The 14,598-nt window shown below is 58.9% G+C and carries 16 protein-coding genes; 5 read left to right on the top strand and 11 right to left on the bottom strand.

Going from position 1 to position 14,598, the window contains the following annotated elements:
* The first annotated feature begins 38 nt into the window (after positions 1–38).
* The 4 genes from MKI83_RS14495 to MKI83_RS14480 all read left to right on the top strand — a co-directional run bounded on the left by MKI83_RS14495 (position 39) and on the right by MKI83_RS14480 (position 2,870).
* Entirely contained in the window at positions 39–968 is a 930-nt protein-coding gene (locus MKI83_RS14495; RefSeq protein ID WP_241587781.1) for an AEC family transporter, read from the top strand.
* A 7-nt stretch (positions 969–975) separates the two neighbouring features.
* Entirely contained in the window at positions 976–1,788 is an 813-nt protein-coding gene (mutM, locus tag MKI83_RS14490; RefSeq protein ID WP_241587779.1) for a bifunctional DNA-formamidopyrimidine glycosylase/DNA-(apurinic or apyrimidinic site) lyase, read from the top strand.
* Between the two features lie 62 nt (positions 1,789–1,850).
* Positions 1,851–2,429 (top strand): lysophospholipid acyltransferase family protein, encoded by a 579-nt coding sequence (locus MKI83_RS14485; RefSeq protein WP_241587776.1) that lies wholly within the window; start codon positions 1,851–1,853, stop codon positions 2,427–2,429.
* Between the two features lie 78 nt (positions 2,430–2,507).
* A complete protein-coding gene (locus MKI83_RS14480; protein WP_241587773.1) occupies positions 2,508–2,870 on the top strand; it encodes a multidrug transporter in 363 nt (120 codons plus the stop codon).
* Between the two features lie 46 nt (positions 2,871–2,916).
* On the opposite strand, the gene ggt is transcribed toward MKI83_RS14480, so the two are convergent.
* From ggt to MKI83_RS14450, 6 genes are all read right to left on the bottom strand, one after another.
* Positions 2,917–4,614: a gamma-glutamyltransferase gene (gene ggt / locus MKI83_RS14475; protein ID WP_241587771.1), complete on the bottom strand. Its 1,698-nt coding sequence runs from the start codon at positions 4,612–4,614 to the stop codon at positions 2,917–2,919.
* A 6-nt stretch (positions 4,615–4,620) separates the two neighbouring features.
* Entirely contained in the window at positions 4,621–4,872 is a 252-nt protein-coding gene (locus MKI83_RS14470) for a YfhL family 4Fe-4S dicluster ferredoxin (protein ID WP_241587769.1), read from the bottom strand.
* Positions 4,873–4,910: 38 nt separating this feature from the next.
* Complete coding sequence (gene coaD / locus MKI83_RS14465; RefSeq protein WP_241587766.1) at positions 4,911–5,390, bottom strand: pantetheine-phosphate adenylyltransferase; 480 nt, start codon at positions 5,388–5,390, stop codon at positions 4,911–4,913.
* 91 nt (positions 5,391–5,481) lie between these two features.
* The gene (locus MKI83_RS14460; protein WP_241587764.1) at positions 5,482–7,077 is read right to left on the bottom strand and encodes a GMC family oxidoreductase; all 1,596 of its coding nucleotides are present in this window, start codon (positions 7,075–7,077) and stop codon (positions 5,482–5,484) included.
* Positions 7,078–7,104: 27 nt separating this feature from the next.
* Entirely contained in the window at positions 7,105–7,656 is a 552-nt protein-coding gene (locus MKI83_RS14455; protein ID WP_241587761.1) for a twin-arginine translocation pathway signal protein, read from the bottom strand.
* 9 nt (positions 7,657–7,665) lie between these two features.
* Entirely contained in the window at positions 7,666–9,099 is a 1,434-nt protein-coding gene (locus tag MKI83_RS14450; RefSeq protein ID WP_241587759.1) for a coniferyl aldehyde dehydrogenase, read from the bottom strand.
* 152 nt (positions 9,100–9,251) lie between these two features.
* On the opposite strand from MKI83_RS14450, the gene MKI83_RS14445 reads away from it, so the two are divergent.
* Entirely contained in the window at positions 9,252–9,944 is a 693-nt protein-coding gene (locus tag MKI83_RS14445) for a TetR/AcrR family transcriptional regulator (RefSeq protein ID WP_241587757.1), read from the top strand.
* A gap of 1 nt (position 9,945) precedes the next feature.
* On the opposite strand, the gene MKI83_RS14440 is transcribed toward MKI83_RS14445, so the two are convergent.
* The 5 genes from MKI83_RS14440 to MKI83_RS14420 form a co-directional block, all read right to left on the bottom strand.
* Entirely contained in the window at positions 9,946–10,530 is a 585-nt protein-coding gene (locus tag MKI83_RS14440; RefSeq protein WP_241587754.1) for an NAD(P)H-dependent oxidoreductase, read from the bottom strand.
* Positions 10,531–10,552: 22 nt separating this feature from the next.
* A complete protein-coding gene (locus MKI83_RS14435; protein WP_241587752.1) occupies positions 10,553–11,014 on the bottom strand; it encodes a DUF3291 domain-containing protein in 462 nt (153 codons plus the stop codon).
* Between the two features lie 352 nt (positions 11,015–11,366).
* A complete protein-coding gene (locus tag MKI83_RS14430) occupies positions 11,367–12,581 on the bottom strand; it encodes a hypothetical protein (RefSeq protein ID WP_241587750.1) in 1,215 nt (404 codons plus the stop codon).
* 107 nt (positions 12,582–12,688) lie between these two features.
* The gene (locus MKI83_RS14425; protein WP_241587748.1) at positions 12,689–13,648 is read right to left on the bottom strand and encodes a hypothetical protein; all 960 of its coding nucleotides are present in this window, start codon (positions 13,646–13,648) and stop codon (positions 12,689–12,691) included.
* Complete coding sequence (locus MKI83_RS14420) at positions 13,645–14,595, bottom strand: DUF6708 domain-containing protein (RefSeq protein ID WP_241587746.1); 951 nt, start codon at positions 14,593–14,595, stop codon at positions 13,645–13,647. Before MKI83_RS14420 ends, MKI83_RS14425 begins: the two co-directional genes overlap by 4 nt.
* Between the last annotated feature and the right edge of the window lie 3 nt (positions 14,596–14,598).

The following is a 14,598-nucleotide window of genomic DNA, read 5'->3' as shown; positions in this document are numbered from 1 at the left end:
TGCCTGCTCGTAAAGTGTGTTTTTCGTCGGGGGAAAGGATGAGCGGCTTACTCGAATTACTGTGGCCCATCATGGCGTTGATCGCTTTGGGCGCGGGGCTTAAGCAACGTGCTTGGTTGGACGCAGGCTTTTGGCCGGCGGCAGAGCGGCTGAACTACTTCCTGTTGTTCCCTGCATTGCTGGTCAGCAGTTTGGCCAATGCCCCGCTGGCGCAAGCGGCGCCTGGGCGCTTGTTATTAGCCTTAGCGGCTGTGTTACTGCTGGGGTGGCTGCTGTTGCTGGGTTTGCGCCGCTGGCGTGGCTGGACGGCGGGCCAGTTTGGCCCGCACACGCAAGGGCTGATCCGTTTCAATACCTACATTGGTTTAGCGTTGACCGGCGGCCTGTTCGGTGAAGCAGGGCTGGCAATTGCCGCTTTGTTGTTGGCTGTGCTGGTGCCGGCGGTGAATGTGTTGTCAGTATTGGCGCTGCTCAGTGATCGGCCGCTGCGCTGGCGTGCGCTGCTGTGGCCGCTGCTGCGTAATCCGTTGATCTTAGCCTGTTTAGCGGGCTTGCTGCTCAATCTCAGTGGGCTTGGCTTGCCGCTGGGTAGCGCCCATCTACTCGGTTTTTTGGCCGAAGCCTCGCTGCCGCTGGGCTTATTGTGCGTTGGCGCGGCGCTGCAATGGCAGGCATTGGGCACGCATTGGCGGGCCTTGCTGGCGAGCAGTCTGTTACGGTTGCTGCTTATGCCCGCCTTGGCATTGGCGGTGGCGTTGACCCTGCAATTGCCGACCATCAGCGTGGCGGTGATGGTGATTTTCTTCGCCTTGCCAACGGCGCCCACCGCCTATGTGCTGACCAGCCAGCTGGGTGGCGATGCGCGCTTAATGGCTGGGCTGATTACCTTGCAGACCTTGCTGGCGGCGCTGAGCTTAGGCTTGTGGCTGGCGTTGATAGCCACTAGGGTGACGCCTGCTGTGATGTGAGGTCGCTATGCCCGAATTGCCTGAAGTTGAAACCACCTGCCGAGGTATTGCGCCACACGTGTGCGGCCACACGGTGGAGCAAGTCCATGTGCGTGAGCGCCGCTTGCGCTGGCCAATACCTGAAGACCTCGATGTGCGCTTGTCGGGCCAGCGACTTGTGCGCGTAACACGGCGCGCCAAATACCTGTTACTTGAGGCCGAGACGGGCACCTTGATTGTGCATTTGGGGATGTCGGGCAGTTTGCGCATGGTGGATGCCGGTACGCCGGTGCAAAAGCATGACCACGTCGATATCGTGCTCAGCTCGGGTCAGTGCCTGCGCTATCACGACCCGCGCCGCTTCGGCGCCATGTTATGGAGCGAGCAACCGTTAGCCCATGAGCTGCTGTGCCGTTTAGGGCCAGAGCCGTTGAGCGATGCCTTTGATGGTCAGCGCCTGTTTCAACAGTCACGTAAGCGCCGCATGGCGGTAAAGCCCTTCATCATGGATAACGCGGTGGTGGTCGGCGTGGGGAATATCTATGCCAGCGAGGCCTTGTTTGCTGCCGGAATTGATCCACAGCGCGAAGCCGGCAGCATTTCGCGTAAGCGTTATGACGAGCTAGCGGCGGCCATCAAGCGCATCTTGGTGCATGCCATCGAACGCGGTGGCACCACGTTGCGTGACTTTGTCGGTGGCGACGGCAAGCCCGGTTACTTCCAGCAGGAGCTGTTTGTGTATGGACGAGGCGGTGAGTTTTGTAAGCACTGCGGCAGCACCCTGCGCGAGGTGAAACTGGGCCAGCGTGCCAGCGTGTATTGCTCGAAATGCCAGCGCTAACTCGGGGGTGAGCTTGGCTTGGGGTGTTCGGCTTTACCGAGAATAAAAATAAGAGGTTAACGATGTCCGGTAATTATTTGCCCGCCAATGCAGGGGTGCAGTGGTTGGGGCGCACGGTTTTGCGCTTGATGGGTTGGCGGGTGGAGGGGCGGTTGCCCGATTTGCCCAAGTTTATTGTGATTGGCGCGCATCACACTTCGAACTGGGATTTTGTGATTTTCATCGCCATCAAATTTATGTGGCGCATGCGTGCGCGTTGGTTTGGTAAGCACACGCTGTTTGCTTGGCCGTGGGGTTTCATCATGCGTTTGTGGGGCGGCTTGCCGATTCAGCGGCATTTACAGCTCAACAACGTTGAGCAAGCGGTGGCGGCCTTTGCGACGCACGAGCACTTCATGCTGATTTTGTCGCCGGAAGGCACGCGCAAAAAGGTCACGCGCTGGCGCTCGGGCTTCTACCATATTGCCGTGGGCGCTGGCGTGCCGATCGTGCCGGCTGCGCTCGACTTTGCGAATAAGCGCGTGGTGATTGGTGCGCCGTTCAGCCCCAGCGGCGATCAAACGGCCGATATGCAGGCTTTGTATGGGTATTTTCGCCCGTTTGTGCCTAAATATCCGCAGTGTGCATATCACGGCGATTGACAGGCATCACGCTGACAAGTGTAAATCCGCTGTTATAGTTATGCAGTGAGCCCTCTGCCCAACAACAAGGATCGAACCATGAAGCTCCGTCGAACTACTACGGCCCTCTTGGCCGCCACGGCCATGACTGCCTCGCTGCTTGGCGGGCAGGCTTATGCTGAAGATGCCAGCAGTACGCGTTATCAGAATGAAACCCCTGCAGCCTATTCTATGATTGGCGACTTGGTGATTGCTCGCCCCTTGGCGATTGGCGCGACAGCCATCGGCGCGGCGGCATGGTTGGTGGCGCTGCCGTTCACCATCGGCCGCAATACGACTGAGTCTACCGACGCGCTAGTCTTGGCCCCCGGCTACGAAGCCTTTGTACGCTGCTTGGGTTGCACCAGTGGCTATGAAGACTGGGCCAAGAGCCGTAAGCACAATAATCAGACGCAGCCGTAAGCGGCCTCTGATGAAAAACGCCCAGCCTTGTGCTGGGCGTTTTTGTTTAAGGCTTAAACACTAAAGGTTGGCCGAGACCGCGGGGGTCACTGGCGGCGCTGAGGTGATTGTCGGCTTTGTGCCAAGCAATCACGTGCAGATTGCCGTAGCGCCGGCCTACGGCTTTGAGTGTATGGCCGCGGCGCTGTAGCTCGGCGCGTTGTTCAAGGGTGAACGCGTCTTTCTCGTGCTCGATGTGATCGGGCAAAAACTGATGGTGATAACGCGCTAACGCCGGCCACTGGGTGATGGGTTGCTGATCTTGGCGGGCCAGCATGGCCAACAGCACCATGCTGGGGATGCGACTGCCGCCGGGCGTGCCGAAGCTGGCAAAGCGCGTGGGGCTGTCGATAAAACTGGGGCTCATGCTCGACAGCGGGCGCTTGCCGGCAGCGATGCTGTTGGCTTGGCTGCCTGCCAGCCCATAAGCATTGCTGCCTTGGCTGTCGGCGGCGAAGTCGTCCATTTCATCATTGAGCAGCACGCCGGTGCCGGGCACCGTGAAAGCGGCGCCAAAGGGTAGATTGATCGATAAGGTGGCGCTCACCGCGCGGCCTTGCAGGTCGAGTACGCTGAAGTGGGTGGTGTGGTCGCCTTCGTGCAGCGTTAACGGCGGTGCGAGTTCGGCGCTGGGGGTGGCGCGGTGTTGCTCGATACTGGCCGCTTGCTGGCGCAAATAGCGGCTATCCAAGAGCGCGCTAAGTGGATTGCTGACATGGTCTGGGTCGCCCAATAAGCGGCGGTCACGGTAGGCGCGGCGCAGCACTTCGACCACGGCGTGTTGGCGGTCAACGGCACTGGTGTTATGCCACGGCAGCCATTGCAGCATGGCCAAACTTTGCGCGATGGCCACGCCGCCGGCCGAGGGTGGCGGTGCGCTGATCAAGGTTTCGCCATTGTCGAGGCTTAAACGCAGCGCCGGACGTTCGACCACCTGGTAGCTGGCCAGGTCTTCCATGCTCCAAATGCCACCGGCGGCGCGCACGCCCTCGACCAGTTGGTCGGCTAAGTCGCCGCCGTAAAAGCCTGCGTGGCCGTCGCGCGCGAGCAAGCGCAATGTGTTGGCCAGCTCGGGCTGGTGCAGCACGCTGCCGGCAGCGGGGACTTCGCCGTCACGCAGAAATAAGCGTGCGCTGGTGGCGTCTGCTTGCAGTGCCGTGCGGCGCCAACTGGCGCGCTGACGGTAGACCTCATCGACGGCAAAACCCTGCTCGGCCAACTCAATGGCGGGGGCAAGGCTGGTGCTCAGCGGCAGTTGACCAAATTGACTGGCCAAATACGCCAGCGCCGCCGGAATGCCGGGAATCGCCGCGGCTAACGGGCCATTGAGGGATAGCTCAGGCTGCACTTTGCCGCCGCGCCGGTACAGGTTGGCGTGTGCGGCCAGCGGGGCGCGCTCGCGGGCATCAATAAAAGGATAACTGGCGCCGCCATGACCGTCGGGTTGGCGCAGTAGATAAAAACCACCACCGCCAAGGCCTGAGCCGTAGGGCTCGACAACCGCCAGCGCGGCGCTGATGGCGATTGCGGCGTCAAACGCGTTGCCGCCTTCTTGCAGCATGCGCTGGCCCGCCGCGCTAGCGAGGGGGTGGGCGCTGACAATCGCAGCTTGCGGAGGTTGAGGGCCAGCCTGAACGCAAAGGCTCAGCAGGAGAACGCATCCGGCAACCAGCCGGGCGTGCCAAGCGAGGTTGCCAAATAGCATGGTTGCTTACGCCTTGCCGCTGATGATCAGATACTTTTGCATCAGCTCGTCGCGGCTTTCTTCGTGGTCAGGGTCTAGCGGGATGCAGTCAACCGGACAGACCTGTTGGCACTGAGGCTCGTCGTAATGGCCGACGCACTCGGTACACAGGTTGGGGTCGATTTCGTAGATTTCCTCGCCTTGGGAAATCGCCGCGTTGGGGCACTCCGGCTCGCAGACGTCACAGTTGATGCAGTCGTCGGTAATGATCAGAGCCATGTTTTCTCCTCCGGCCGCGCCGGTACTTCAATCACCGCTTACTGGGCAAAGCGCTGTTTGAGCGCTTCGTGCACCTGCGGGTGAACAAACTTGCTGATATCGCCGCCTAATGCTGCGATTTCGCGCACCAGCGTTGATGAGATAAAGGAATACTTTTCCGACGGCGTGAGAAACAGGCTCTCCACATCCGGCGCGAGCTGACGGTTCATGTTGGCCAGTTGGAACTCGTATTCGAAGTCCGACACGGCGCGTAAACCGCGCAGCAGGATACTGGCGTTTTGTTCGCGCACAAAGTTGGCCAGCAAAGTGGAGAAGCCCACCACGCGCACGTTGGGTAGATGGGCGGTGACTTCTTCCGCTAAACGCACGCGGGTTTCTAGCGGAAATAACGGGTTCTTCTTAGGACTGGCCGCCACCGCAATGATGATCTCATCGAATAAACGCGAAGCGCGCTCGATTAAATCGCCATGGCCTTTAGTGATGGGGTCGAAGGTACCTGGGTAAAGCACGCGATTCATGCGTGGCTCCAGCAACTGCGCAAAAGTGGGCTGATGTTAGCGCAGGCCGACCACTTGGGCCAACCTGCAGGCCCAAGTGGTGGTGAGTGGCTTAGGCTTTGAGGCGCTCAACCAGCTGGCTGGCGAGCTTGGCGGTGAGCCCGTAGATCGACAGCTGTGGGTTGGCGCCGATGGAGGTGGGGAACAGCGAACCGTCGTGGATGGACAGGTTTTCCAGCTGGTGATGACGGCCCAAACTGTCGGTCACACCGAGTTTAGGGTCTTCACTCATGCCGCAGCCGCCCATCACGTGCGCGCTGCCAATGCGAGCGCGGTACAGCTCGAGCGGCAGGCTGTTGATCGCTGCTTTGGCTTCTTGCCAGCTGCTCAGCCACGGCGCGTCGACGTGCACCGGCCACACTTGCTGCGCGCCGGCGGCAAACTGGATCTCCGCCATGCTCAGCCAAGCGCGGCGTACGCCGTCCCAGCTGTAGTCGGTCATCTGGTAGTCCAGGATGGGGCTGCCATCGTCACGCAGTTCAACGTTGCCTATCGCGCTGTCGGGGTGGAAGCCATCGCGCCCTAACGCCAGCATGAAGTTGATATGCGGCAGCGCTGCCATGGTGGCGGCCGCTTGCTCGCCCACGCCAGCCAGCAAGGTGGAGGCAAACACGGGCTGCATGGGCGCCACTTCGATCTTGTAGGACATCTCGCCGGCGGCGCCGTCGTGCCACTGGAACTGGTCGGAGTACACCGACTGCGGCGCGCCAGCGAAGGGATCGAGCTTTTGCGCAAAGCGTGCGGCGGAGAAGTTGGTGATGTGCAAGAAGGTGCGCTTACCGGCCAGCTGGTGTGGGTCCGGCGCGTTGGAGCGCAGTAGCACTGCAGGGCTGTTGATGCCGCCGCCAGAGAGCACATAGTGCTTGGCGCGCACGCTGATCTTGCGGCCATTGGGCGCGACGCAGCGTTCGTCCATGGCGAGGCACTCTAGGCCGACCACACGACTGCCTTCAATCTGCAGGCGGTTAACGCGAGCCAGATACAGCAGCTCGCCGTTGTTATCCAACGTGGCGGGAATGGTGGTGACCAACATCGACTGTTTGGCGTTGGTCGGGCAGCCAAGGCCGCAGTAACCCAAGTTCCAGCAGCCACGCACGTTGCGGGGGATGATGTCGTGCTTCAAGCCCAAGGCGTCGCAGCCGTCGGCGATCACTTGGTTGTTGCCGTTGGGCGGAACCGCCCATTTGGCCACGCCCAGGCGTTCTTCCATCTTGGCAAACCACGGCGCCATGCTGGCCTCATCGTGACCGGCCACGGCGTGCTCTTTGGCCCAATGCTCAAGGGTGGGCTTGGGGGTGCGAAAGCTCGACGTCCAGTTCACGGTGGTGGTGCCACCCACGGCGCGGCCTTGCAGAATGGTCACCGCGCCATTCTTGCTCATGCGGCCAAGGCCTTCTTGGTACAAGGCCGGGTAGGCCTTGTTTTCGCGCAGCGGGGCGAAGTCGTCGCTGGTGCGCAGTGGGCCTTCTTCGATGATCAGCACCTTAAAGCCGGCCGCTGAGAGGATTTCAGCCGTGGTGCCGCCGCCGGCGCCCGAGCCGATGATGGCCACGTCGGCTTCTAAGGTTAAGTCTTGCTCCAAGGCGGAGCCATCGTAGGTCTTCCAGCCACGGGCAATGCCTTGGCGGAAAATATCAGGTACAGGCATGGTGTGTTCTCTCGCGCGTGCGCTGGCTTAGATGGTTGGCGGGCCTGGGTAGCCACAGTGGCCCCACGCCTCGGTTTGGCCATACCAGGCCATCGGGATCAGCTGCACCAACGAGGAATACCCCATGTTGAGCAGGCTGATGCTGCTGTTTTTCCAGCGCTCGAGAAAGGCGGTGACTTCCTCGCGGGAGGCGCTGTCCCAGCTGCCCCATACGCCGGTCAGCGGGCCGCGGGTAAACGCCATGCCGAGCACATCCAACAGCTGTTGCATCAGCTTGAGCACTTCTGGGGAGAAGTGCGCCAAGTTGCGATCAAAAGCTTGCAGTGTCAGTTGCGTGGCGGTGGCTTCTTTGCCAGCGACAAAGGTGCCTTGCATGACGACTGGAATCAGTGCGCTGAGAAAGCTCACGTCCTCGCGGCGCAGCACTTGGTAGCCCGTGTCAGGCTGACTGGAGGAACAGCCACTGAGGCTGGCAGTCACGCCAGCGGCAGCCAACATGGCGCTACCCATCAGGCTGAACTTCAGCAGGCCTCGGCGGCTAACCGCCAAGGCAAGGTTGTGGTTATTGGAGGCGTTCATCAAACGTACTCAGCGAATAAACAGCTTGAAGACCAGCTTTTGCAGCGCGGTGCCATACGGCGGGTAGATCGGCTTGGCGCCGTTGTACCAGGTCGGCTTGTCGTAAATGCTCTTGGCGTGGCTGAAGGTTTTGAAGCCTTCGTGGCCGTGGTAGTGGCCCATGCCCGAGGGGCCGACACCGCCAAAGGGCATGTCGTCTTGGGCGACGTGCAGCAGCGCATCGTTGATGCACACGCCACCTGAATGGGTGTGGCTGAGCACGTAGTTTTGCTGGGCTTTGTCGCTGCCGAAGAAGTACAGCGCCAGTGGACGATCGCGGTCGTTGATGAAATTCACCGCCTCTTCCAGCGTGTCGTAGGGGATCACTGGCAGCAGCGGGCCAAAGATCTCGTCCTGCATGATCTTCATGTCGTCATTTACGTTGAGCACCAAGTGGTGCTGCAGACGGCGACCTTTGCAGGTTTTGTGCATCGCCAGCACGTCGGCGCCTTTGGCCTTGGCATCTTCAAGATAGCTTTGCAGGCGGCTCAGCTGGCGCTCGTTGATGATCGCGGTGTAGTCCGGATTGGTTTCAATCTCAGGGTAGAAGGTGCAAATCTGCTTCTGCCAAGCCGCAACAAATTCTTGTTGGCGCGCACGTGGCACCAGCACGTAATCAGGCGCCACGCAGGTTTGCCCAGCGTTCATGGTCTTACCAAAGCCCATGCGCTCGGCGGCGTCGGCCATGTCGGCTTCTGGCGCGATGATGGCCGGCGACTTGCCGCCCAGTTCGAGGGTGACGGGGGTCAGGTTGTCGGCGGCGGCGCGCATCACGTGACGACCGACAGCGGTAGAGCCTGTGAACAGCAGGTGGTCGAAGGCCAGCTTAGAGAAACCGGCGCCGACTTCGGCCTCGCCCAGCACCACGCACACGTGCTTAGCGTCGAACACTTGCTCGATCAGTGCTTTGAATAGCTGCGAGGTGGCGGGGGTGAATTCGCTCATTTTCAGCATCACGCGGTTACCGGCCGCCAGTGCGCCGGCCAGTGGGCCGATCGCTAAGTACAGCGGGTAGTTCCACGGTACGATCACGCCCACCAAGCCCTTGGGCTGATACATCACACGGGCGCTGGCCGGCTGGAACGCCAAGCCAACGCTGCGGCGCGAGGGCTTCATCCACTTTTTCAGGTGTTTGCTGACGTAGTCGATGCCGTGCAGGCTGGGCATGATCTCGGCCAGCAGTGATTCTTCGCGCGCACGGTTGCTGAAGTCAGCACTCATGGCTTCGATCAGCGAGTCTTGGTTGTCCAGAATGACCTTGCGCAGCTTGGCCAGGTTGGCGCGGCGCTCTTCGGCGCTGGGCATAGGGTTGGCACGATAGGCGTCGCGCATGGCATTGAATTGGCTGTTCATTAATCCCAGCGCTTGCTGGGTATCTTGCAGATAAGCGACGTCGGCTACCATGGGGCTATTCCTCTGTGGGCGTTCGGGGCGTTTCCGTCAGCGCACACGGCAAGAAGGCTGTCGGACAATTTTCCGTTGGGTATTTTTAGAGTTATTGCTCTAAAATGTCAAATCAGCGCCGAAGACAAACTGTAAAATTGGGTAACTTCCCTATGGCACCCCGCATTAAAACCCGCGATCGCATCATTGAAGCCAGCCTTGAGCTGTTCAACCAACAAGGCGAGCGCAACGTCACCACCAACCACATCGCCGCGCATCTAGAGATTTCACCCGGCAACCTGTATTACCACTTCCGCAATAAGAGCGAGATCATCGCGGAACTGTTTGAGCGCTACGCGGTGCAAGTGGAGAGCTTTCTCAAGCCGCCCAGCGGCCGCGCGATGACCATGGATGACAAGGCGTTCTATTTGGAATCTTTGCTGCACGGCATGTGGCACTACCGCTTTATTCACCGCGACTTGGAACACATCCTCGACAGTGACGAGGCCTTGGCGCAGCGTTACCGCCAATTCGCCCGCAGTGCGTTGCATAGTGCCCAGCAGATTTATCTGGCCTTTGCGCGTGCTGGGATTCTTAACATCACCGATGAGCTGGCCGAGACCTTGGCCGTCAATGGCTTGGTGATGCTGACCTCGTGGGTGCGTTTTGTCGCCACCGTCAGTGAGCGTGAAGAGGCCATCACCCCAGAAAAACTGCGCCGTGGCGTATTGCAATTGGTGCAGCTGGAAAGCGCTTGGGTCAGCGAGGCCTACCGCGCCGAGCTGGATCAGCTATTGGCGCGGCTGGCGGTGCCCTTGAGTGTGGTGGTGCCGAGCGACGTTGGCCACGCGCTTGCGCCCGCTTAAATCACAGGGTGCTACTGGCAATCTTGGCAACGTGCTGTAGCCAGCGCTGGCGTTGTTGTTCGCTGGCATAGCGAACTGGTGCGAAAGTGTTGATGCGCACCGGCTTGATGCCGCAGAACTCTAAAATGGTTTTCTTCAGCTGATGGTGCGCAGGCATCTTGTAGATCCAACGAAAATACCAGGCTGGTGTATCCATCGTGAGAAACGCTTGGGCGCTGCGGCCTGCCAGTAGCTTGTCCCACAGGGATGAGTTTTGCCGGTACTTGAAGGCAAAGCCCGGGAGCAGCACACGGTCGAACAAGCCCTTGAGCAGCGCCGGCATCGAACCCCACCACACCGGATACACCAACACTAAGTGCTCGGCCCAAGACAGGGCCTGCTGGATCTGCTCCAGCGCCGGTTCTAAGGTCTGCCGCTGCCGATAGCCGTGGCGCAGGATGGGGTCGAAGTCCAACTCGCCTAAGTAAAAGCTGCGTACTTCATGCCCGGCGGCTTGGGCGTTTTGCACATAGGTATCGGCAATCGCCCCACAAAAGCTTGTGCGGTCGGGGTGGCCGAGGATTAAAGCAATTCTCTTCGCGGGCATACGGGCGTCCTTGTCGTGGTGTTTAGGCGGGGTTGAACAGCGGCTGCGGCATCGGTTGAGCGATGCTAAATGCCCGAGGACTGCTGCCGTGTTCGGCAAGATCGTGCAGCGCTTGCTTGGCTTCCTCGATGCTGGGCTGGTGACCTGCAGGCACCCACCATAGCGCCAGTGACGGGGTGGTGAGTTTGTCGAACCACGCCTTTTTGTTTTGTAGCAACTGCAAGTGTTCACCGCTGAAGACAAAGGCTTTCAGCGCCTCGACATCGCGCCACACCGATAGGTTGACGATGATCTGCGGGTCAGCAAACACCCGCAAGCTGGTGGCATCGCCTTCTTCGGTTTGCAGGCGCCAGATAAAACCAGGGCTACCTTCGGCGATGGCATTGACGGCCTCGAGGCGACTAGTGAATCCGTGCATCACTGGGCTGTCGAGCGGCGCCTTGGCGCGGGCGATGTTGATCTGGGCGAGGTGATAGTGCGGCATGAGAGCATCCTTGCGAGTGGGCTTGGCTATACATGCGGCTTTAAAACACGTTTTCAAGGTGGTGTGGGATATGCGGGATATACGGCAGATGCGAATTCAATCGCTGCCCCAGCACCCGCCCATCAACCAATGGGAACCGGCTTGGGTGAGAGGTAAAACTCCTCGGTATCGTTTTCTTGTTCAAAGTCGCCGGTATGGGGCAGGCGGTCGTATTTATTCTGAAGCATGTAAGAGCTCTGGGCTGATTGTGCTTATCGTCGCGCAGGACGGCAGGGCTGGATCAAAGCGCCTTTGACTGAGCATCCGAGCCGGAGGCTATATGCCTAGTGCTTATCGTTAAATCTGCGGCCTTTTAAACGTCCAGCCCACGTTCGCGCTCCAGATCAATCAGCCGGGTAGTTGGGCCGTCGGATTGAAGTCGCTCTGACACTATCTGGTGCCAGCGGTTGCGCGAGCGGCGCTTGGCTACGTTGTAGGTGAACTCTTGAATCCAATCCATCGGGTAGAAAAATAGGTGCCCCACGAAAAGTGCAGCGTCGATCCCGCTGAGGTAGTTTTTGCCGCCTGCTGCCGCTTTCTTCTCTGCGATGGTTTGGCGTGTATAGGCGAGAAAGCCTGTCGGTTTTGTATGCGCGGCTAGTTGGCTTGTAACAAACTCATCTGAGGTGCTGTGGTTGCCATCCTTGTCGAACCAGGGGCCGTTGTTCATATAGGCGCGGATGTATTCCCAGAAGCCTTTCTGCATGGCCAGAGTCTTGCCCATCGGCGCGCCTAGGCTGACCATCAGGGCGTTGTCCGGCTCGCCGAGGCGGCGCACGAGTATCTCTAGCGAGGCATTGTTCATGCCGGCGGTATAAGGGCCGACGATCTGAAACTCGCAGGCAACGGCTTGGATGCCGTCCCAAGGGCTGTGATAGAGCAAGCCGTTGTGGTCGAAATAGACTTCGCGGTTGCGGCGGTTAAATAGAATAGGCAAAGGGAGTGGACGTCTGCTTTCCCAGAGAAAGGGGACGATGAAAGAAAAAAAGGCAAGAATAAAGCCAATAGGTACCCCTTCCCACTTTCCATTTAAGGCCAGGAAAATAGATAGGCCAGCGAAACCTACACCTAAAACGCCTCCTAAAGCTCCAGTTAGCATCCCTCTATCGCTATCTCCGCCTGTCTGTAACGCCATGTAATACTCAGTATGTTCGTCGGTAATAAACAGCTCCATAGGCTTTTCACCTGTGGGCTGGTCGGCCGCCAAGACTGCGCTGGGTGCTTGGCCGTATTTTTGATGCGCCTGCTGGATCAGGTCTCTTAGAGCCATGCGATGTCCTTGATGTCGATAGCGGGAAGGGTAAGGCCTTCCAGGGGGGGAATAGCTTAGTTTCCCACTGATTTTATTCAGTTCGCGTCCTTCGCGGTCTCGGTGGTAGACGCGCCGGTAGGTGGCGACGCCGGCTTCGGTGCTGATCCGAGTGCCCTCATGGCGGTCGAAGTCCTTGCCGGTCCATTCCACCGATTTGCGCAGGCTGCCGAAACCGAACAGGCCGCCCCAGACCTCTTCACCCTTGAAGTAGAGCATATCGTCGCTCAAGGCGACCTGGCCGGGCAGGCGCAGGATCAAAGGATCTTTGGCTGAGCATTTGCCGGAAGCGATATTCTTACTGCTTGTCGCTAAATTTGCGGGTTTTAAACGTCCAGCCCACGTTCGCGCTCCAGATCAATCAGCCGGGTAGTTGGGCCGTCGGATTGAAGTCGCTCTGACACTATCTGGTGCCAACGACTGCGGGCGCGGCGTTTGGCGATGTTGTAGGTGAATTCCTGAATAGCGCCCATGGGATAAAGAAGAGTCGCACAGACCAGCATCACCGCACTGGAGTAGTCGAGGTAGTTCTTGCCGCCAGCGGCACGGCGCTTTTCCTGGAGCTGCTGCCAGGTGAAAGGCAACACTTGGCCGGCACGGTAACGTACCTCCAGCTGACTTTTGGCAAAGGCATCCGACGCACTGTTATTACCCTGCTCATCGAACCAGGGGCCGTTGTTCATATAAGCGCGCAGGTACTCCCAGAAGCTTTCCTGCAGGTCCAGGCTTTTGCCTATAGGCAGACCAAGGCTCAGCAACATCTGTTCTTCTGGATGATTAAAGCGATGCACCAATACTTCAAGCGCTGCATTGCGCATGCCCCCGGTGTAAGGGCCAACCATGTGAAACTCATAGGCCGCAGCGGCGATGCCATCCCAAGGGCTGTGGTATAGCTCGCCGTCTTGTTCGAAATAGAGTTCGCGGGTACGGCGATTAAACAGGATGGGTAGAGGTAGGGGGCGCAGCACCTCCCACAAGAAAGGGGAAAGCAGACACGCCATAGCAACCAGAAAAGTATCAATAGCCGACTGATGTCGGCCATCAAACCAAAAGGCAATGGCGAATGATGCAAAGAAAAGCCCTAGATATCCGAGAATCCCAGTCAACATTCCGCGGTATTTGCCTTCGCCATTTTCCAGGGCCAAGTAGTTTTCGGTGTGTTCCTCTATATCGCCCAAGGTCATGGGCTGCTGGCCGGTGGTTTGATCCGCACTGAGAATAGTGCTGGGGCTGTTGCCGCCCAGCTTATCGGCAAGCAGAGTACGTAAGATTTGTAGGCTTATCACACCTTTTCCTGCTCCAGGTCGATTAAGCGTGTGATAGGCCCACCCTCATGCAGGCGCTCCGTCACCACGTCCGGCCAACGACTGCGGGCGCGGCGTTTGGCGATGTTGTAGGTGAATTCCTGAATAGCGCCCATGGGATAAAGAAGAGTCGCACAGACCAGCATCACCGCACTGGAGTAGTCGAGGTAGTTCTTGCCGCCTGCGGCACGGCGCTCTTCCTGAAGCTGCTGCCAGGTGAAAGGCAGCACTTGGCCGGCACGGTAACGTACCTCCAGCTGACTTTTGGCAAAGGCATCCGACGTACTGTTATTCCCCTGCTCATCAAACCAGGGACCGTTGTTCATATAAGAACGCAGATACTCCCAGAAGCTTTCTTGTAGGTCGAGGCTTTTGCCGATGGGCAGGCCGAGGCTCAACAACATCTGTTCTTCTGGGTGATTAAAGCGATGCACCAATACTTCAAGTGCGGCATTGCGCATGCCCCCGGTGTAAGGGCCAACCATATGGAACTCATAGGCCGCAGCCGCGATGCAATCCCAAGGGCTGTGGTATAGCTCGCGGTCTTGTTCGAAATAGAGTTCGCGGGTGCGGCGATTAAACAGGATGGGCAAAGGTAGGGGGCGCATCACCTCCCATAGGAAAGGTATAAAAAATAGCGCCAGTGCGAACAGGGCAGAATCAATAGTGCCTTCAATATCCCCAGCGAGATAATCAGTAACTGCTAAGTATGCGCAAAGAAGCGCTCCGACTCCCGCCAAAGCCCCCGTCAACCCCCCCCGGTATTTACCTTCGCCATTTTCGACGGCCAGGTAGTTTTCAGTGTGCTCCTCTATATCGCCCAACGTCATAGGCTGCTGGCCGGTGGATTGATCCGCACTGAGAATAGTGCTGGGGCTGTTGCCGCCCAGCTTATCGGCAAGCAAAGTACGTAGTGTTTGCAAACTCATAGA

Source organism: Atopomonas sediminilitoris, assembly GCF_022601735.1.
In the GTDB taxonomy this organism is placed as follows: domain Bacteria; phylum Pseudomonadota; class Gammaproteobacteria; order Pseudomonadales; family Pseudomonadaceae; genus Atopomonas; species Atopomonas sediminilitoris.
Note: the sequence above shows the minus strand (reverse complement) of the source record. Positions and strands in the feature narration are given on the sequence as shown.